This window comes from Xanthobacter sp. 91 (assembly GCF_000702385.1).
In the GTDB taxonomy this organism is placed as follows: Bacteria; Pseudomonadota; Alphaproteobacteria; order Rhizobiales; family Xanthobacteraceae; genus Xanthobacter; species Xanthobacter aminoxidans.
On sequence record NZ_JNIB01000001.1, the window covers coordinates 1,933,509 to 1,952,115 of the forward strand.

Sequence of the window (18,607 nt, forward strand, 5' to 3'; positions counted from 1 at the left end):
CCGCCAGAGGCCTTCCCAATCGATCAACTTTTGATTGAAATCCGGTTGTAAAAATCATCTTTGATTGCAGACGTCACCGACTCAGCTCGCCGTCTTCTCCGCCTCGGGCGTGTCGGCATACTTCAGCCAGATCGCCTTCTCACCCAGTGCCGCGACGAAGGCGGCATGAGCCTCCGATTCGGCCGCACTGATTCGCGCGGGCAGGGGAACGGGGCGAGGGTGTGCGGCGCGCGCCTCGACCACCAGGCGCGGCGCCTCGGTGCTTTCCTCCACTAGGCCGATGAGGGTTGCCTGCCGTCCGCCGAGCAGTTCGCTATAGACTTCGGCCAGAAGCTCGGCATCGAGAAGCGCGCCATGCTTCACCCGACGCGACGAATCGATGCCATAGCGGTTCATCAGGTCGTCGAGACGATTGCCGCCGCCGGGGTGCTTGCGGCGGGCCAGCGCCAGCGTGTCGATCACCCGGTCGCGGGCGATGGACGGGCGGCCGAGGCGCTCCAGCTCGGCATTCAGGAAGCCGATGTCGAACGCGGCGTTGTGGATGACCAAAGTATCTTCCTGGATGAACTCCAGGAATTCATCAGCAACTTGCGAGAAGATCGGCTTGTCGGACAGAAATTCCGCCGACAGGCCGTGAACGTTGAACGCCTCCTGCGGCATGTCCCGCTGGGGGTTGATATAGACGTGGAAGACGTTGCCGGTGAGGATGCGATTGACCATCTCGACGCAGCCGATTTCCACCAGCCGATCGCCGCCATAGGCTTCGAGGCCCGTGGTCTCGGTGTCGAGCACGATCTCGCGCATGGCTTCCCCTCACCCCTTCCGCCGACCCGGCCCCGACAAAGCGCGCACGATGCCGGCCACCTGATGTTCGGCGGCGGCAAACCCGCGCCCGGTATCGATGACGAAATGGGCACGACGGCGCTTCTCGCTGTCCGGCATCTGCTTGGCGAGAATGGTCGCGAATTTCTCCTCCGTCATGCCCGCGCGGGCGAGCACGCGCTCGCGTTGCACAGCTTTCGACGCGCTGACCACAGCTACGGCATCCACCCGCCTGTCTCCGCCCGTCTCGAACAAAAGCGGGATGTCCAGAACAGCGAGACGCGCTCCACTCGCCCGCGCCTTGGTGAGAAAAGCCGTCTCGGCTTCACGCACCAAAGGATGAACGATGGCCTCCAGCCGCTTCATCGCCTCCGCGTCACCGAGCACCCGGGCGCCCAGCGCCGCGCGATCAATGACACCGTCACGGGCCACGCCGGGAAAAGCCGCCTCGACCGGTGCCACCGCCGCACCCCGATAGAGCGCGTGGACCGAAGCATCGGCATCATGCACCGGCACGCCCAGCGCCCGGAACATCTGCGCGGTGGCCGACTTTCCCATGCCGATGGAGCCGGTGAGGCCGAGCACCCACATCTTTCAGGCCTCCAGCTGCCCCTTGGCGCGAAGGTCTTCCACCAGAACCGCCCGCAGCTCCGGCGTGACCTCGGGCGTCACGCCGAACCAGCGGCGAAAGCCAGGTACGCCCTGGTGCAGCAGCATGCCCAACCCATCGACGGTGCGGAAGCCGGCGGCGGACGCAGCTTTGAGCAACGGCGTCATGAGCGGCACATAGACAATGTCGCTGACCACCGCCTCGGGGCGCAGCCGGCCAAGATCGAGCGTCAGCGGGTCCGATCCCTTCATGCCCAGCGAGGTGCAGTTCACGAGAATATCCGCCTCACCCATCACTTCAGCGATGCGATCGAAGGCGAGCGGGCGCACGCGCGGCCCGAAGAGGGATGCCACCGTCTCGGCGCGCTCCAGCGTGCGATTGGCGAGCACCACCCGGTCGAAGCCTCGGCCGACCAGCGCATGAACCACCGCGCGCGAGGCTCCACCAGCTCCGACCACCAGAGCGCAGTTGCGGGCGCCGTCCCAGCCGGGAGCGGAGGCATCGAGATTGGCGATGAAGCCATAGCCGTCCGTGCTCGCCCCATGGAGCTTGCCACCCTCCAGCCAGAGGGTATTGGCCGCACCCAAGGCGGCGGCGCTCTCGTCCGCCTCGTCGAGGACGGAGAAGGCGATCTCTTTGTTGGGCAACGTGACATTGCAGCCGGCATAGCCGCGCGCGGCGAGGCTCCGGTAGAAATCCGCCGCCGTCTCCGGCGGCACCTCCTCGCGCTCGTAGGCGCCGTCGATGCCATAGGCCTTCAGCCAATAGCCGTGCAGCAGCGGCGAGCGGGAATAGGTGACGGGCTGGCCGGTGACACAGGCCCGAACCGTCATGGCAGCAGCCCCTGCTCGCGGAAGAAGGGCAGAAGCTGCAGCAGCGGCAGGCCGAGAATGGTGAAGTGATCCCCATCCACCCGGGTGAAGAGATGCACCCCCACCGATTCCAGCTGATAGGCGCCGACCGAGGTCAGAACCCGGGGACCGGCCGCCGCAAAATAGGCGCTCAAGGTCTCTTCGGTGAGCGGACGCATGGTGAGAAAAGCGCTCACCACCGTATCGAACAGCACCTCCCCATCGCACGCCACGGCGACCGCCGAATGCAGCGCATGGGTCTGGCCGGCGAGTTCCAGCAGTTGCTTGCGGGCAGCCTCGACCGAGACCGGCTTGTGGTAGATTTTCGGCCCTAGCGCCAAGGTCTGGTCGGCACCCAGCACGAGCCGCCCCGGCGCGGCCTTCGATCCCGACAACGCTTTCGCCCGCGCGAGCAGAAGGGCGATGCCGGCCGGATCCATTTCACCGGCGGCGTCCTGGAGGGCGCGTTCGTCCACGTCGGCAGCAACGGTTTCCACGGGCAAGCCCGCATGCACGAGAAGGGTCAACCGGGTCGCGCTTTTGGACGCGAGCACGAGCGGCTGTTCGCCACGCCACACGATCGTCTCTCCTCTGTTGCGCTGCCGTCAAAAAATGACGCACTGCGCTGATCTCACGCCTGCGTCCGCGATGCAAACCAAAGCGCAGCCCGATCGGGCGCCACGCCCCAGCTTTGGCGGCCTCAGGTTTCAGCGATGGAGCGGCGCCGGTGATCGCTGTAGAGGCTGAGGATGTTGGCCGCGGTTTCCTCGATGGAGCGACGCGTGACATCTATCAGCGGCCATCCGTTGCGCGCGCACAGGCGGCGGGAGAAGGCCAGCTCCTCGGAAACCGCCTCGCGATCCGTATAGGTCGATGATCCCGTCTCCACGGCATTGAGCCCCAGCAACCGATTCTGGCGGATCTCGACGATGCGTTCCGGGCTGGCGACGAGGCCCACCACCAGCGGCTTCTTCAGGTTCTCGATGTTCGGCGGCAGCGGGACGTTGGGCACGAGGGGGATATTCGCCGCCTTGATCCCCCGGTTGGCGAGATAGATGGAGGTCGGCGTCTTGGAGGTGCGCGACACGCCGAGCAGCACCACGTCGGCATGCTCGAGGTCTTCGGTGAGATGCCCGTCGTCATGCATGACGGTGAAGTTGAGGGCGTCGATGCGCTTGAAATAGCTGGCATCCAGCGCGTGCTGGCCGCCCACGCGCGGCGTCGGCTCACCGCCGAGATAGGACTGGAACAGCCGGACCACGGGCGCCATCACCGAGAGATGCGGCAGGCCCAGCTCTTCGCAGCGCGAGCGCAGGCGGCTGCGGATGTCCTTGTCCACCAGAGTGAATAGGACGATGCCGGGATTGGACTCCACCTCGATCAGCACCCGCTCCAGCTGCTTCATGGAACGAACCAGCGGGTAGACGTGTTCGATGGGCAGCACATTCGCATATTGCGCGCTGGCCGCCCGGCCAACGTTGATCAGGGTTTCGCCCGTGGCGTCCGACACGAGGTGGAGGTGGAAATAGGCCTCGCCAGGCTTCGACTGAGTCACTTTGTCCACCGCTCCTGTGGAAGGCTGTTGAGGAAGGCACGCGTTCTGGCCCCTTGCAAGGGCGGCCTCTGGATAAGTCCGAAATCCATCCACACGATCACCCTGCGGGAGAGATTCCCATCCCGCCCTGTGCGTCGATGTGGACGGGTTTCCGCAGGGGGTGCGTTAATCCTTTGTTAACCTGCCTTTCGCCGGCTTCGCATCCGCGGCAAGTCGCGTGTCGGCTATGGGTTCCGCTGTGGATCGGTTGTCGACGAGCCGGCAACTGGTTAATCAACCGTTAAGACAACAAAGACTCTCTCTTTTAAAAATATCTCTCTTTGATTGAAGGAACGGGATGGACCGCTCTCCAGCCACGCGATCGCGCTTCCTTTCGGTTCTCGACGGCACGATCCAGGACCCGCCTCCGCTTTGGATGATGCGCCAGGCCGGACGCTATCTGCCGGAGTACCGTGCCGTGCGGGCGGAGGCCGGCGACTTCCTGACCCTGTGCTACACGCCGCGCCTCGCCGCCGAGGTGACGCTCCAGCCCATCCGCCGCTACGGCTTCGATGCGGCCATCATCTTCTCGGACATCCTCGTCATCCCCCATGCGCTCGGCACGGGATTGCGCTTCGAGGCCGGCGAAGGTCCGCGCCTGACACCGGTTGCGGATCGCGCCGCGCTGTCTGCACTGTCGGATACGCTCGATCCGGCCAAGGTGGGGCCGGTCTATGAGGCCATCGCCGACGTGCGGGCCCAGCTTCCCACTGAGACGGCGCTGATCGGCTTCTGCGGCGCGCCGTGGACGGTGGCGACCTACATGGTGGCGGGGCAGGGCACGGACGATCAGGCGCCGGCGCGCCTCCTCGCCTTGCGTGAGCCGGAGCTGTTTCAGGAGCTGATCGACCGGCTGGTTGAGACCTCTATCACCCATCTGTCCGGGCAGGTGGAAGCCGGTGCCGACGCGGTGCAGATCTTCGACACCTGGGCGGGCGTGCTCGACCCGGCCTCTTTCGAGCGCTGGTGCGCCGAACCCCTGCGCCGCATCGTCGCGGGGCTCAAGGCGAAGCATCCCTATGTCCGGATCATCGCCTTTCCGAAGGGGGCGACCCTTGAGGCGCTGGAGGCGCTCGCCGACGTGGGTATCGACGGCATCGGTCTCGACTGGTCCGCCGATCGCCGTGCGGCACGCCAGCGGCTTTCCGACGACGTGGCGCTCCAGGGCAATCTCGATCCGCTGCGGCTGATCGCCGGCGGTGCGGCACTGGAGGAGGAGGTGGAGCGCATCCGCGCCGATTTCGACGGGGTGCGCCACATCTTCAACCTCGGCCACGGCATCCGTCCGGAGACGCCGCTGGAGCATGTGGAAAAGTTCGTCGAGCTGGTGCGCCGCGCCCGCTGACCGGGACAGATAAGGCTTTTGTTTCAATGGTCTATGAGTGGATCAAGGCGCTGCATATCATCGCCGTCATCGCGTGGATGGCGGGAATGCTCTATCTGCCGCGCCTCATGGTCTACCACTGCGCGGCCGAGATCGGCTCGGTGCAGTCGGAGACCTTCAAGGTCATGGAGCGCCGGCTGCTCAAGGCCATCATCAACCCGGCGATGATCGTCACCTGGCTCGCCGGCCTGTGGCTGGTATACGAGGGCGGCTGGTACAAGGCGGGCTGGTTTCACGCCAAGTTCGCGCTGGTGCTGGCCATGTCCGCCATGCACGGTTTCCTGGTGCGCTGGGTGCGCGAATTCGCCGAGGACAGGAACACCCGGGCGGCGCGCTTCTACCGCATCGCCAACGAGGTGCCGACGCTGCTGATGATCGCCATCGTCATTCTGGTGGTGGTCAAACCGTTTTGATCCGACCCACGCCTTTAGGGGGACTTGCGCACCCCTGAAGGCACGCCTATCTTGCGCGTGCTTTCCCAAACGCAGGCGAACGCGCTTCCTTTCGGTCCGGCATCCGCTCGTGGCGTCGTCTTGAAGACGCTGTCCTGGTGGAGCCGTCTTGGTCCGGCCGGCGCGTCAGGCGGCGAGCTGCGTGCCCCCGGCTTCCCCTGAAGACCTGCGATCCCGTCCTTCCCCCCACGAGCCGACCCCGATCCTGACCGATCGGCCCCCGGCCCCCCAATACCCATCGAGGCTTTCCCTTATGCGGGAAGTGAAACTTCAAGACCTCAAGTCCAAGACCCCCGTCGAGCTCCTCGCCTTCGCCGAGGAGAATGAGGTGGAAAACGCCAGCACGCTCCGCAAGCAGGAGCTGATGTTCGCGATCCTCAAGCAGCTGGCCGCCACCGAGACGGAGATCATCGGCGAGGGCGTCGTCGAGGTGCTGCAGGATGGATTTGCCTTCCTGCGCTCTCCCGAGGCCAATTATCTGCCCGGTCCGGACGACATCTATGTCTCCCCCTCCCAGATCCGCCGCTTCGGCCTGCGCACCGGCGACACGGTCGAAGGGCAGATCCGGAGCCCCAAGGAGGGCGAACGGTATTTCGCGCTGCTCAAGGTCAACACGATCAATTTCGAGGACCCTGAGAAGTCGCGGCACAAGATCAATTTCGACAATCTGACGCCGCTCTATCCCGACGAGCGGCTGAAGCTCGAGCACGATGAGCCGACCGGCAGCAAGAAAGACTTCTCGCCGCGCATCATCGACATCGTGGCGCCCATCGGCAAAGGCCAGCGCGGCCTGATCGTGGCGCCGCCCCGTACCGGCAAGACGGTGCTCCTGCAGAACATCGCCAAGTCCATCACCGCCAACCATCCGGAATGCTTCCTGATCGTGCTGCTCATCGACGAGCGGCCCGAGGAAGTCACCGACATGCAGCGCTCGGTGAAGGGCGAGGTGGTCTCCTCCACCTTCGACGAGCCGGCCGTGCGCCACGTGCAGGTGGCCGAGATGGTCATCGAGAAGGCCAAGCGCCTGGTCGAGCATGGCCGCGACGTGGTGATCCTGCTGGATTCCATCACCCGCCTCGGCCGCGCCTACAACACCGTGGTGCCGTCCTCCGGCAAGGTGCTGACCGGCGGCGTGGACGCCAACGCCCTCCAGCGGCCCAAGCGCTTCTTCGGCGCGGCGCGCAACATCGAGGAAGGCGGCTCCCTCACGATCATCGCGACCGCCCTCATCGAGACCGGCTCGCGCATGGACGAGGTGATCTTCGAAGAGTTCAAGGGCACCGGCAATTCGGAAGTCATCCTGGACCGCAAGGTCTCCGACAAGCGCGTGTTCCCGGCCATCGACATCACCCGGTCCGGCACCCGCAAGGAAGAGCTGCTGGTTCCCGCCGACACGCTCAAGAAGATGTACGTCCTGCGCCGCATCCTGAATCCGATGGGTACCGTGGACGCCATCGAGTTCCTGCTCGACAAGCTGCGGCAGACGAAGACCAACCAGGACTTCTTCGACTCCATGAATACCTGAGCGGAACACCTGAGCGCTCGTCCGCGAGCGTTCATTCCCCAAAAAGGGCCGGGTCAGTCCGGCCCTGTCCCCACGGAACAAATGGCCAACCGAGCCCGGCGCGTGATTCGCGCGCCTTTCGTTCCGCCCCTGTTCGGTAAAGCTGGAGCGGGGCGTGTCAATTCGGGACGATCCCGGATAGCTCCCTTCCCGTTTCGCGGCGTCCTCCCTATCTTGAGAGAAACCGGCGGGTTTTCCCCGCACCGTTTCTTTTGAGGATTGGCCATGTTCATCCAGACGGAAACCACGCCGAACCCGGCGACCCTGAAGTTCCTGCCCGGCCGTTCGGTGCTGGGGGAGGGCGTTCTCGATCTGCGCTCGGCCGAGGATGCCGATCTTTCCCCGCTCGCCCAGCGCCTGTTCGACGTGCGCGGCGTGTCGGCGGTGATGCTCGGCTCGGACTTCGTGACCGTGACGAAGGCCGACAGCGAGTGGCCGCAGATCAAGCCGGCCATTCTCGGCGCCATCATGGAGCACTTCATGTCCGGCGCCCCGGTCCTGTCCGAGGGCGTGAAGCCGGATGTCAGCGACGGCGACGAGTTCTTCGACGCGAAGGACGGCGAGATCGTCGCCACCATCAAGGAGCTGCTGGAGACGCGCGTGCGTCCGGCGGTCGCCAATGATGGCGGCGACATCACCTTCCGCGGCTTCGAGAATGGTGTGGTTTTCCTCAACATGAAGGGCTCCTGTTCGGGCTGCCCCTCTTCGACGGCCACGCTCAAGAACGGCATCGAGAACCTGTTGAAGCATTTCGTGCCGGAAGTGGCGGAAGTCCGGGCTGTCTGACGACGCGGACCCGGTTTGACGGTATTCGGGAACGGTCCCATTAACCTTTCCCGAAAGTGAGCGTGCCGGGTCGCTTCCCCCCGCCACGGTTTCGGTTGATCGTGGCGGCGATCGGGGTGCCCGCGTTCATGTATGTCCTCGCCATAGACACGGCGCTTGCCGCCTGCTCCGCCGCGGTGCTCGACACCGAGACGGACAGCATCGTCTCGGGCGATTCGCTGCTCATGGAGCGGGGACATGCGGAGACGCTGATCCCCCTGGTGGAGCAGGTGATGAGCTCCGCCGGCATCGATTTCGAGCACCTCGCCCGCATTGCCGTCACGGTGGGTCCCGGCAGCTTCACCGGCCTTCGGGTGGGCCTGTCCGCCGCCCGCGGCTTCGGCCTCACCTCCAATCGGCCGGTGGTGGGCGTGACGACGCTGGCTGCCCTCGCCGCGCCCTATCTTGCTCATGACGATGCCGTGCCGGTGGTGTCCGCCATCGATGCCCGCCACGGCCATGTGTTCCTCCAGATGTTCGGTGTCGGCGGACGCACGTTGATCGCCCCGCGCATCACCAGCGTGCGGGAGGCGGCGCGCTCCGTGGCCATCGGCGCGGTGCGGATCGTTGGCTCCGGGGCCAATCTCGTGGCCGATGCCTGGCCGCCGTCTGAAAAACTGCCGGAGCTGGTCGACGATACGCCGGCCCCCGACGTGGCATGGGTTGCCCGTCTCGGTTCCGTCGCCGATCCCGAAGCGGCCGAGCCGCGCCCGCTCTACCTGCGGCCCCCCGATGCCAAGCCGCAGGACAAGGCCCGCATCGCCCGCCGATGAAACGCCTGCTCGACCGTCTGTTCCCGCCCCGCCCGCCACTGCTGCGGGCCGCGACGGCGGCGGATATCCCCCATCTTGCCGCCATCCACGCCCGCGCCTTCGCGCGCGGCTGGGACGCCGACGAGTTCGAGCGGCTGCTTGCCGACCGCGCCGTGCGCGCCCATGTGGCGACGCTTGGCCCCCGCAAGCCGCCGGTGGGCTTTATCCTGTCCCACTGCGTGACGCCCGAATCGGAAATCCTGACCGTCGCCGTCGTCACCGACCGCCGCCGCCGGGGCGTTGGCCGGGCGCTGGTCTCCTTCCACCTGGCCCGCCTCGCCGCAGAAGGCGTCTCCACCTCCTTCCTGGAGGTGGAGGAAGGCAATGCCGCCGCCCGCACGCTTTATGCGCGCCTTGGCTATGGCGAGGTGGGCCGGCGCAGGGGCTATTATGCGGGCGGCGCCGATGCGCTGCTGCTGCGCCGCGAATTTTGAGCTTCGGCAAGTGAGCCTTGGCAAGCCTTTGTCCGCCCCCTTGCGGCGCGGGAGCGGCGGCGCGATAAGGCAGAGGAATGTCCCTGGGTCGTCGCGGAGGTCCCGCTTGAGCGGAAAGATCAGCCTCATTGAGGAAGCCTGCCTCGCCAAGGGCATGCGGATGACCGAGCAGCGCCGGGTCATCGCCCGCGTGCTGTCCGGCGCGCAGGATCATCCCGACGTGGAAGAGCTGCACCGCCGCGCCGTGGCCATCGATGACAACATCTCCATCTCCACGGTCTATCGCACCGTGAAGATGCTGGAGGACGCCGGCATCATCGAGCGGCACGATTTCGGCGACGGCCGGGCCCGCTATGAGCAGATGCCCGACGAGCACCATGACCACCTGATCGATCTCAGGTCCGGTCAGGTCATCGAATTCCGCTCCGAGCAGATCGAGGCGCTGCAGGAGCAGATCGCTCGCGAACTCGGCTTCAAGCTCCGTGGCCACCGCCTCGAGCTTTATGCGGTGCCGCTCGACGAGGACGAGAAGCAGTGACGCCTCCCGGCGGGCGACCGTCGGCGCCCGCTTCCAGCGACGGTCATTTGTTGCCGCCCCTCGGGCCGGAGCAGCCCGCCCTTTCGCGCCTGATGGACCGCCTGCGGCTTGCCGGCGTGCTCAGCGTGGTCGGGGGGGTGACGCTGGTCGGCATTCCCCTTCAGTGGATCTCGCTGAAGCTCGGTCTCGATGCCCGCCGCCACATTCCGCGGCTCTATCACCGCATCCTGCTGCGGCTCATCGGCGTGCGGGTCCATGTCCGCGGCACGCCGGCTGCGGACCGCCCCCTGCTGATCCTCGCCAATCACGCCTCCTGGCTCGACATCCCCGTGGTTGGCTCGCTCACGCCCTTGTTCTTCGTGGCCAAGAGCGAGGTGTCCGGCTGGCCGCTCATCGGCCTTCTCGCCAAGTTCCAGCGCACCGTCTTCGTGGATCGCCAGCGCCGCCATGCCACCGGCGCGGTGAACCGGGAAATTGCCGATCGCCTCGCCGATGGCGACCCCGTGGTGCTGTTCGCCGAGGGCACGTCGAGCGACGGCAACCGCGTGCTGCCGTTCCGCACCGCTTTGGTGGGCGCCGCGCGCGAGGCCTTCGCCGCCGGGGCGGAGGTGGTGGTGCAGCCCCTCGCCGTGTCCTATGTCCGGCTTCAGGGCCTGCCCATGGGCCGCAGCCATCGGCCCGTGGCCGCCTGGTTCGGCGACATGGAGTTGGCCCCGCATCTGATGGACGTGCTGCGCCATGGCGCCATCGACGTGGAAGTCACCTTCGGCGCGCCGGTGCGGCTCGATGCCGCCCACGACCGTAAAAGCGTGACGCGCGAGAGCGAGGCCACGGTGCGCCGGCTGTGCTCCAGCGCTCTCGCCGGCCGGGCGGCAGATGCTGACGCGTCGGACCCCTTGCCGGACGCCCGCACCTCCGGCATCAACCGGTCATGATCTCGCTCGCCGCCATCGGCTTCGGCTATTGCGCCCGGCACCTGTTGACCGAGGACCGCGCGGCGTTTGGCCGCGTCATCGGCACAGCACGGGACACGGCCCGCCTCTCCACCTTTCCGCCCGACGTGGAGGCTTTCGCCTTCGATGGCAGGACGCTTGGGGATGGTCTCGCGGCGGCTCTGGGCGATGTCCAGATTCTGCTGGCGTCCGCTCCACCGGACGATCGGGGCGACCCTATCCTGTGCTGCGCCGCAGAAACGCTGGCCGCTGGCCGCCTGCGGCAGGTGGTCTATCTCACCACGCTCGGGGTCTATGGGAACCACGACGGGGCCTGGGTGGACGAGGCGACCCCGCCGCGCGCGGGCAGCGCGCGCCTTGAACGGCGGCTGAAGGCGGAAGCGGACTGGCAGGCCTTCGGCCGCGCGCACGGCGTCCGCGTGGCGGTCTTGCGCCTTGCCGGTATCTACGGTCCCGGGCGCAACGCGCTGGTTCAGCTGCGCGCGGGCGAGGCCCGGCGCATCGACAAGCCCGGGCAGGTGTTCAACCGCATCCATGTGGACGATATCGTCTGCACCATCCGGGCGGCGATCGCGCACCGTTACGACGGCATCATCAACGTCACCGATGATCTGCCCGCCCCGCCCGGTGATCCCATCGCCTATGCTGCGGAGCTGCTGGGGATGGACCCACCGCCGGCGATTCCCTTCGATGAGGCGGCGCGGGAGATGAGCCCCATGGCCCTGTCCTTCTGGTCCGGCAACAAGCGCGTCGGCAATGCCCGGCTCAAGGAAGATCTGGGGGTGACGCTGCGCTATCCCACCTATCGCGAGGGGCTATCCGCGCTCCACGCGGCGGGCGCGTGAACACGGATTCTAGCGCCGCACAAAGGTGAGGTAGGTGGGCACGCGGCCCTGCGTGATGGCTTTGGCTTCGTATCGCGTGCCCGGCCAGAACGGATAGGGCTTGCGCCAGTCGTCGGCCCGCTGCGCCGTCCATGTGAAGGCGCCGTGCGCACGCACATGGGCAAGGGTCCAGCCCACATAATGCGGCACGTCGGACGCGAAACGGAACACGCCGCCGGGGCGGATGACACGGGCCAGCCGGTCGAGATTGTCGGGACGCACGAAGCGCCGCTTCCAATGCCGCTTCTTCGGCCACGGATCGGGATAGAAAAGATCGACGCCATCGAGGCTTGCCGTGGGCAGCCGGTCGAGCAGCAGCGCCGCGTCGAGGTCGAAGACCCGCACGTTGGCGAGACTGCGGGCGTCGAGATCCACCAGCATCCGCGCAAGGCCGTTGAGGAAGGGCTCGGCCCCGATGAAGCCCATCTCGGGCCGTCGGGCCGCGTGGTCGATCAGGTGCTCGCCGCAGCCGCAGCCGATTTCCAGCCAATATCCCTGCCTCGGTTCGGGAAAGAGGCTGGCGGGAACGGACACCGCGTCGAGATCGACCTTGTAGCGCGGCAGCAGATGCGTGAGGGCGTCCTGCTGCAGCCCACGCAGCGTCTTGCCGATACGCCGGCCATAGAAGGCGCCACGCGCCTCGAAGTCCGTGGCGGCGGAGGGGAGGGGCGCGGACTGGCTTGGGTGTTCGCTCGGCTGCTGGCTCATGGGGTCATGCTGAAAAAGGCACCGGCCGGACTGCAGGGCAATCCGGCCGGTGGGTCAACACAGATGGGTCAAGACGCGACGGTGGCAGCCCCTGAGGGCTCAGGCCACCGCAGCCTTGAGCGCGTCCACGAGGTCGGTCTTCTCCCAGGAGAAGCCGCCGTCCGCTTCCGGCGCGCGGCCGAAATGACCATAGGCAGAGGTGCGGGCATAGATGGGCTTGGTGAGGCCGAGATGCTCGCGGATGCCGCGGGGGCGCAGATTCATCACCTCGCGCAGCACCTTTTCAAGCTTCGCCTCGTCCACCTTTCCGGTGCCGTGCAGGTCCACATAGACCGCCAGCGGATCGGACACGCCGATGGCATAGGCGAGCTGGATGGTGGCGCGGTCGGCGAGATCGGCGGCGACCACGTTCTTCGCGAGGTAGCGCGCGGCATAGGCGGCTGAGCGGTCCACCTTGGTCGGGTCCTTGCCGGAGAAGGCGCCGCCGCCGTGGGGGGCCGCACCGCCGTAGGTGTCCACGATGATCTTGCGGCCGGTGAGGCCGCAGTCGCCATCGGGGCCGCCGATAACGAACTTGCCGGTGGGGTTGACGTGCCAGACGGTGGCGTCGGTCACCCAGCCATCCGGCAGGGTCTTCTTGATGTAGGGCTCGACGATGGACTTCACGTCATGGGACGTGAGGTGCTCATCCAAGTGCTGGGTCGACAGCACGATCTGGGTGACGCCGACCGGCTTGCCGTTCTCGTACTGGACGGTGACCTGGCTCTTGGCATCGGGGCCGAGCGCGTGGGTCTCGCCGGAGTGGCGAGCTTCCGCCAGCACCTTCAGGATCTTGTGGGCATAATAGATGGGAGCGGGCATCAGCTCCGGGGTCTCGCGCACGGCATAGCCGAACATGATGCCCTGGTCGCCGGCGCCCTCGTCCTTGTTGCCGGCGATGTCCACGCCCTGCGCGATGTCCGCAGACTGGGCGTGCAGTAGGACGTCGATGTCGGCCGTCTCCCAGTGGAAGCCGGCCTGCTCGTAGCCGATGTCCTTGATGGCAAGGCGCGCGGCGTGGGACAGGAGGTCCCGGGTGATCGAGGACGGACCACGGGTCTCGCCAGCGATCACCACCTTGTTGGTGGTGGCGAGCGTCTCGCACGCGACGCGGATCTGGCTCGGGTCCCAGCCCTCGGTTTCCGCAGTGCGGAAGAAAGTGTCCACCACTTCGTCCGAAATCCGGTCGCAGACCTTGTCCGGATGCCCTTCGGAAACCGATTCACTCGTGAACAGATACGATTGACGCGCCATGTGACGGCCCCTTTTGCGCCCGCGCCGCGGTGCGGCCGCCCTTTGTGGCAACGCAGCGGCGGGCGGTCAAGGTCGTCAGCGCGAAAACGTTCGCCAAAACGAACGCTTCACGCCTCGGTTTCACCGGCGATGGCGATCACCAGATCGACGATGCGCCGACGCACGCGGGCGTCGGAAATCCGCATGAAGTTCCGGGTGAGCGTCAGTCCGTCGGACGTGGCGAGGAAGTCGGAGACGTAGGCCGGGGACTGCTCCTCGGAGAAACCTTCGCCCTCGGGTCCGACAGTGGGGGCACCTTCGAAGAAGAAGGCGACGGGAACACCAAGGGTGGTCGAAATCTGCTGAAGCCGGCTCGCGCCGATGCGATTCGTACCCTTCTCGTACTTCTGAATCTGCTGAAACGTGATGCCCAGATGCTCGCCCAGCTTCTCCTGGCTCATTCCCACCATCATCCGCCTCATGCGGACACGCGAGCCAACGTGCTTATCAATAGGGTTCGGCGCCTTCTTGACCATGGTCTCTCCGGCTATGTCGGAAAAGATTACTCAATACTTCGCTGCGCGAAGGCTGCCCTGATTGCCGGCGAACATAGGCATACAATCGGAACGCGTCGATCAACCTCTGCGTGTATTGCAACCGCAAAGCGGTACGGAAGCTAGCGCCAGAGCAGCTGCCAGAAGCCCGGGGACCAATATACGGTCAAGCTTGGCTGCAACGGAAACCGTTTGCAGCGGCTTTGGCAGGGGACCATCCACCAGACCCTCCTGCCCGAGGTCACGTGATGCGACAATACGTCCCATAGGATCAACGATTGCAGAAATCCCCGTGTTCGCCGCGCGGACCAGCGGAAGCCCTTCCTCTACAGCGCGCATGCGGGCCTGCGCGAAATGCTGGTAGGGACCGGGGGTCAGGCCAAACCACGCGTCATTCGTGAGATTGAGCAACCAGGCCGGGCGTGGACCCTGGGGAACTACCTTTCCAGGAAAGATAATTTCGTAACATACAAGCGGAGAGGCGAGCGGCAGTCCGGGGATCTGGAGCGCGCGGAGTTCCGCGCCGGAAGAGAAACCACCTCGCACACGCGTAAGTTGTTCCAGGCCAAGGGCCTCAAGCTCCGCCTGGAACGGCAGATACTCTCCGAATGGCACCAGATGAACCTTGTCGGTATTGGTCAGCACCCGCCCGCGATGGTCCATCACCCTGATCGAGTTGAAGAACGGCGACCGCTGGCCGGGCGGAGGGAAGTCGTAGCGGACGGCGCCCGTCACCAGCGTCACGTTGGGCGGCAGGGCCGCAGCAATGGCCTCGGCCGCCCAGGGTTCCCGCTCATAGATGAAGGGAAAGGACGATTCCGGCCAGATCAGTACCGTAACGTCAGCGAGCCCGCCCGGATAGGTCTCGCTCTTCCGTGCACTCAGCGCGAGATAGTCTTTCAGGATCTGCTCGCGCCGGTCATAGGCGAACTTCTTGTCCTGCGAGAGGTTCGGCTGCATCACCCGGAGAGCCACGCCGGGCACGGTCTCGAGCGGCGTCACGGACAGCCGGTAACTACCCCACAGCGCCGTCCCTGCGATGACCAGCGCCGCGGCGCCGACGGCGGCAAGACCCCGGCGGCCGGGGTTCAGGAGCAGGGCCGGCGTGGACAGCAGGAGCACGCAGAAGAAGGTGAGGCCCCAGACGCCGACCACGGATGCCGCCTGCATCAGCAGCAGATCGTCGGAGACCGCATAGCCGTAGGTGTTCCAGGGAAACCCGGTGAGCACATGGCCGCGCAGCCATTCCGCCAGCGTCAGGCCGAAGGTGAGCGCGAACAGCCTGAGGCCGCCCTTCGACCACAGGAGCCGCGCCACCACCGTTCCGAACGCCGTGAACAGCGCCAGCCCCGCCGGCATGGAGACCACCGCGAACGGCAGCAGCCAGCCGAACACGTCCGCCTCCACGAGGAAGGCCGCGCCGATCCACCAGAGGGAGGCGAGGAAATAGCCGAAGCCGAACCACCAGCCGACCCCCGCGGCCGCCACGAGACGGGTTTTAAGATCGCCACGGCAGCCGTCGAGGAGCAGCACGAGGACCGGAAAGCTGAGCGCCAGCACTGGCCAGAGATCGAACGGCGGCATGGCGAGGGCGCCGACCGCCCCGGCCGTCCAGGCGACGAAGCGCCGGCGCCAGCCGGTGAGGAAGCGAAGCATCAGGATGCGCCCGCGCCACGACAGGCCTGTCGTGGGCACGCCGCGGCGGGGGGCGACCTTGGAGGGAAAAGCCACGCGGAAGGTCAGGCGTCGGACGCGGCGTGCCCGGCGGCGGAGCCGTCGAGATCCCGGGGCGGGATGATGCGCAGCTTTTTCAGCCTGCGGGGATCGGCGTCCACCACGTCCACGTCGAAGCCGCCCGGCAGGGAAATCACCTCGCCGGCCTTGGGCACACGGGAGGCGATGCGCACCACGAGGCCGCCGACGCTGTCCACCTCCTCCATCGCCTCTTCCGAAGCGAACCCGGTGCCGAGCACTTCCACCGCCGCTTCCAGCGGCGTACGGGCATCGGCGAGATAGCTGCCGTCGGGCTGGCGCGTGAGCAGCGTCTCGGCCGCCTCGTCGTGCTCGTCCTCGATCTCGCCGACGATCTCCTCGACCACGTCCTCAATGGAAACGAGGCCGTCGGTGCCGCCATATTCGTCGATGACGAGGGCGAGGTGGGTGCGGGCCGCCTGCATGGAGACGAGCAGGTCCACCGCCGGCATGGAGGGCGGCACATAGAGAATGCGGCGGATGAGGCCGGCGGTCTCCAGTGTCGCGTCGAGATTGACCTTGCCGAGGTCGATCTTACCCGATTCCGAGGCGAGGTCGCCGGCGAGGAAGGCGATGAGGTCGCGGATGTGGACCATGCCGACGGGGTCATCCAGCGTGTCGTCGTAGACGACGAGCCGGGAATGACCGACGGTCACGAACAGCTTCAGCAGCTCGCCCAGCGGCGCGTCCTTGCGCACGGCGACGATCTCGGCGCGGGGCACCATGATGTCGCCGATGCCTACCTCCCGCAGGTGCAGGATGTTGCGCAGCATCTTGCGCTCGGATGGGGTGAACTCCCCCTCCTCCTCGGGTGTCTCCGCCGCGGCGAGCACCTCCACGAGGTCGGTGCGCAGGGAGCCGTGCGGGCGGAACGTGCCGAGGAGGGCACGCAATCGATCGAGAAAACTTTGCGGCTCCGAAGAGCTGGTCTCGGTCGGCTGGTCGATGTTGGACATGGTCGTTATCAAGCCGCCTTCACGTCAGTCCTGGGGCAGGCCATAGGGATCGGCGATCCCAAGGCCCGCGAGGATGTCGCGCTCAAGCGCCTCCATTTCCTCTGCTTCGTTGTCTTCGAGATGGTCGTAGCCCATGAGGTGCAACGTTCCGTGCACCACCAGATGGGCGAGATGGTCGGCCGGCGCCTTGTCCTCCGCCTCGGCCTCGCGGCTGAGCGTTTCCAGTGCGACGATGATGTCGCCGAGGGGCTGGGGGGCGTCGATGTCGTCCGGCAGGTCCGGCTGGGGGAAGGACAGGACGTTGGTCGCCTTGTCCATGTCCCGCCAGTCGCGGTTGAGCACGCGGATGCGCGCGTCGTCGGTGAGGGTGATGGCCACCTCGCACGGCTCGGGCACGTCCTCGGCGCAGGCGGCCAGCGCCGCCCGGCAGGCCCGGATGGCCACGGCCTCGGCGTCCGCGATGACGGACCAGCCTTCGGCCTCCACGGCGACGTCGATGTCCGCGTCGATCTCGGGAGCCTGCGGAAGCGGGGCGGGCACAGCCATGGCTCAGCTCCCCGCCTTGCCGGCGAGGCGGGCGGAGGCGGCCTCGATCTTGGCCGCGTCTAGCTTTTCGTAGGCCGAGACGATGCGCTGCACCAGTTCGTGGCGCACCACGTCCTCGGCCTTGAAATGGCAGATGCCGACGCCCTCGACGCCCTCCAGCAGCCGCACCGCCTCGGCGAGACCGGAGATCTGCCCGCCGGGCAGGTCGGTCTGGCTCGGGTCGCCGGTGACGATCATGTGGGAGTTCTCGCCGAGGCGCGTGAGGAACATCTTCATCTGCATGGACGTGGCGTTCTGCGCCTCGTCCAGGATCACCGCGGCGTTGGAAAGCGTGCGCCCGCGCATGAAGGCGAGCGGCGCGATCTCGATCTCGCCGGACTGCAGCGCCCGCTCCACGAAGGGGCGATCCATCAGGTCATAGAGCGCGTCGTAGATGGGCCGCAGATAGGGATCGACCTTCTCTTTCATGTCGCCGGGCAGGAAGCCGAGGCGCTCGCCGGCCTCAACGGCCGGGCGGGAGAGGATGATCTTGTCCACCATCCGCCGTTCCAGCAGATGGACGGCGTAGGCGACCGCGATCCAGGTCTTGCCCGTGCCGGCGGGGCCGTTGCCGAACACGAGGGTGTGCCGCTTCAGCGCGCGGATATAGGCATCCTGCGCGGCGGTGCGGGCGCGCACCGGACGGCGGCGCAGATGGATCTCGTCGAACGACTGGCGCTGCTCGGCCGGGTCGAAATCGAACAGGGAGCCCTGCGAGGTGACTTCGCGGATGGCGCCGTCCACGTCGCCCTGGCTGATGTCGCGGCCCTTGCGCAGCGCTTCGTAGAGGTGCTCCAGCACGGCGCGGGCCTGCTCGCAGGCATCGCGTTCGCCTTCCAGCGTCACATGATTGCCGCGCGAATCCGCCTTCACCCCCAGCTTGCGCTCGATGAGGGCGAGGTTGCGGCCGTAATGGCCGAACAGCTGGGTGGCGAGCCGGTTGTCGTCGAAGGCCAGCACCACATGGGCCGCCGGAGGCTCGTCCGGATCGGCCCACGGGGCCGTGACCGCCGCGCGGGCAGGACCGGGGGAAGCCTGCGGCGCTGCGGCCGCCAGG

Annotated in this window: 21 protein-coding genes; 9 read left to right on the forward strand and 12 right to left on the reverse strand. The window is 66.7% G+C overall.

Annotated features, from left to right (window positions below; all coding sequences use genetic code 11):
• Positions 1-81: 81 nt before the first annotated feature.
• The 5 genes from dnaQ to A37E_RS0109220 form a co-directional block, all read right to left on the reverse strand.
• A complete protein-coding gene (gene dnaQ / locus A37E_RS0109200; RefSeq protein ID WP_029556329.1) occupies positions 82-804 on the reverse strand; it encodes a DNA polymerase III subunit epsilon in 723 nt (240 codons plus the stop codon).
• Between the two features lie 9 nt (positions 805-813).
• On the reverse strand, positions 814-1,413 hold the full coding sequence (gene coaE, locus A37E_RS0109205) for a dephospho-CoA kinase (RefSeq protein WP_029556330.1): 600 nt from the start codon (positions 1,411-1,413) through the stop codon (positions 814-816).
• 3 nt (positions 1,414-1,416) lie between these two features.
• On the reverse strand, positions 1,417-2,265 hold the full coding sequence (locus tag A37E_RS0109210) for a shikimate dehydrogenase (RefSeq protein WP_029556331.1): 849 nt from the start codon (positions 2,263-2,265) through the stop codon (positions 1,417-1,419).
• Positions 2,262-2,861, reverse strand: coding sequence for a Maf family protein (locus tag A37E_RS0109215; RefSeq protein ID WP_029556332.1), 600 nt, complete (start codon positions 2,859-2,861; stop codon positions 2,262-2,264). The genes A37E_RS0109210 and A37E_RS0109215 overlap by 4 nt, the downstream gene beginning before the upstream one ends.
• A 122-nt stretch (positions 2,862-2,983) precedes the next feature.
• Positions 2,984-3,838 (reverse strand): pyruvate, water dikinase regulatory protein, encoded by an 855-nt coding sequence (locus A37E_RS0109220; RefSeq protein ID WP_029556333.1) that lies wholly within the window; start codon positions 3,836-3,838, stop codon positions 2,984-2,986.
• 337 nt (positions 3,839-4,175) lie between these two features.
• Here A37E_RS0109220 and hemE point away from each other — a divergent pair, with 337 nt between their 5' ends.
• The 9 genes from hemE (at position 4,176) to A37E_RS0109265 (ending at position 11,684) form a co-directional block, all read left to right on the forward strand.
• On the forward strand, positions 4,176-5,222 hold the full coding sequence (gene hemE / locus A37E_RS0109225) for a uroporphyrinogen decarboxylase (RefSeq protein ID WP_029556334.1): 1,047 nt from the start codon (positions 4,176-4,178) through the stop codon (positions 5,220-5,222).
• A gap of 26 nt (positions 5,223-5,248) precedes the next feature.
• The gene (hemJ, locus tag A37E_RS0109230) at positions 5,249-5,674 is read left to right on the forward strand and encodes a protoporphyrinogen oxidase HemJ (protein ID WP_029556335.1); all 426 of its coding nucleotides are present in this window, start codon (positions 5,249-5,251) and stop codon (positions 5,672-5,674) included.
• 292 nt (positions 5,675-5,966) lie between these two features.
• Positions 5,967-7,238 carry a transcription termination factor Rho gene (gene rho / locus A37E_RS0109235; protein ID WP_024281427.1) on the forward strand — a complete coding sequence of 424 codons (1,272 nt, stop codon included), beginning with the start codon at positions 5,967-5,969 and terminating at the stop codon, positions 7,236-7,238.
• Between the two features lie 264 nt (positions 7,239-7,502).
• Complete coding sequence (locus A37E_RS0109240; protein ID WP_024281426.1) at positions 7,503-8,063, forward strand: NifU family protein; 561 nt, start codon at positions 7,503-7,505, stop codon at positions 8,061-8,063.
• Positions 8,064-8,191: 128 nt separating this feature from the next.
• Positions 8,192-8,875 carry a tRNA (adenosine(37)-N6)-threonylcarbamoyltransferase complex dimerization subunit type 1 TsaB gene (tsaB, locus tag A37E_RS0109245; protein ID WP_024281425.1) on the forward strand — a complete coding sequence of 228 codons (684 nt, stop codon included), beginning with the start codon at positions 8,192-8,194 and terminating at the stop codon, positions 8,873-8,875.
• Entirely contained in the window at positions 8,872-9,348 is a 477-nt protein-coding gene (locus A37E_RS0109250; RefSeq protein WP_029556336.1) for a GNAT family N-acetyltransferase, read from the forward strand. Before tsaB ends, A37E_RS0109250 begins: the two co-directional genes overlap by 4 nt.
• A 106-nt stretch (positions 9,349-9,454) precedes the next feature.
• On the forward strand, positions 9,455-9,886 hold the full coding sequence (locus A37E_RS0109255; RefSeq protein ID WP_024281423.1) for a Fur family transcriptional regulator: 432 nt from the start codon (positions 9,455-9,457) through the stop codon (positions 9,884-9,886).
• Positions 9,887-9,933: 47 nt separating this feature from the next.
• On the forward strand, positions 9,934-10,821 hold the full coding sequence (locus A37E_RS0109260) for a lysophospholipid acyltransferase family protein (protein ID WP_348550876.1): 888 nt from the start codon (positions 9,934-9,936) through the stop codon (positions 10,819-10,821).
• Positions 10,818-11,684, forward strand: a complete 867-nt coding sequence (locus A37E_RS0109265; protein ID WP_156026272.1) for an NAD-dependent epimerase/dehydratase family protein — start codon at positions 10,818-10,820, stop codon at positions 11,682-11,684. The genes A37E_RS0109260 and A37E_RS0109265 overlap by 4 nt, the downstream gene beginning before the upstream one ends.
• A gap of 9 nt (positions 11,685-11,693) precedes the next feature.
• On the opposite strand, the gene A37E_RS0109270 is transcribed toward A37E_RS0109265, so the two are convergent.
• The 7 genes from A37E_RS0109270 to A37E_RS0109300 all read right to left on the reverse strand — a co-directional run bounded on the left by A37E_RS0109270 (position 11,694) and on the right by A37E_RS0109300 (position 18,513).
• A complete protein-coding gene (locus A37E_RS0109270) occupies positions 11,694-12,431 on the reverse strand; it encodes a tRNA (guanosine(46)-N(7))-methyltransferase TrmB (RefSeq protein ID WP_051678901.1) in 738 nt (245 codons plus the stop codon).
• 99 nt (positions 12,432-12,530) lie between these two features.
• The gene (gene metK, locus A37E_RS0109275; protein WP_029556340.1) at positions 12,531-13,724 is read right to left on the reverse strand and encodes a methionine adenosyltransferase; all 1,194 of its coding nucleotides are present in this window, start codon (positions 13,722-13,724) and stop codon (positions 12,531-12,533) included.
• 107 nt (positions 13,725-13,831) lie between these two features.
• The gene (locus A37E_RS0109280; RefSeq protein WP_024281418.1) at positions 13,832-14,239 is read right to left on the reverse strand and encodes a helix-turn-helix transcriptional regulator; all 408 of its coding nucleotides are present in this window, start codon (positions 14,237-14,239) and stop codon (positions 13,832-13,834) included.
• A gap of 99 nt (positions 14,240-14,338) precedes the next feature.
• Positions 14,339-15,913, reverse strand: a complete 1,575-nt coding sequence (gene lnt / locus A37E_RS0109285) for an apolipoprotein N-acyltransferase (RefSeq protein ID WP_051679403.1) — start codon at positions 15,911-15,913, stop codon at positions 14,339-14,341.
• An 83-nt stretch (positions 15,914-15,996) separates the two neighbouring features.
• Positions 15,997-16,965 (reverse strand): hemolysin family protein, encoded by a 969-nt coding sequence (locus A37E_RS0109290; protein WP_024281416.1) that lies wholly within the window; start codon positions 16,963-16,965, stop codon positions 15,997-15,999.
• A 24-nt stretch (positions 16,966-16,989) separates the two neighbouring features.
• Positions 16,990-17,511 carry an rRNA maturation RNase YbeY gene (gene ybeY, locus A37E_RS0109295; RefSeq protein ID WP_029556343.1) on the reverse strand — a complete coding sequence of 174 codons (522 nt, stop codon included), beginning with the start codon at positions 17,509-17,511 and terminating at the stop codon, positions 16,990-16,992.
• Between the two features lie 3 nt (positions 17,512-17,514).
• Complete coding sequence (locus A37E_RS0109300; protein ID WP_245279435.1) at positions 17,515-18,513, reverse strand: PhoH family protein; 999 nt, start codon at positions 18,511-18,513, stop codon at positions 17,515-17,517.
• Positions 18,514-18,607 lie beyond the last annotated feature (94 nt).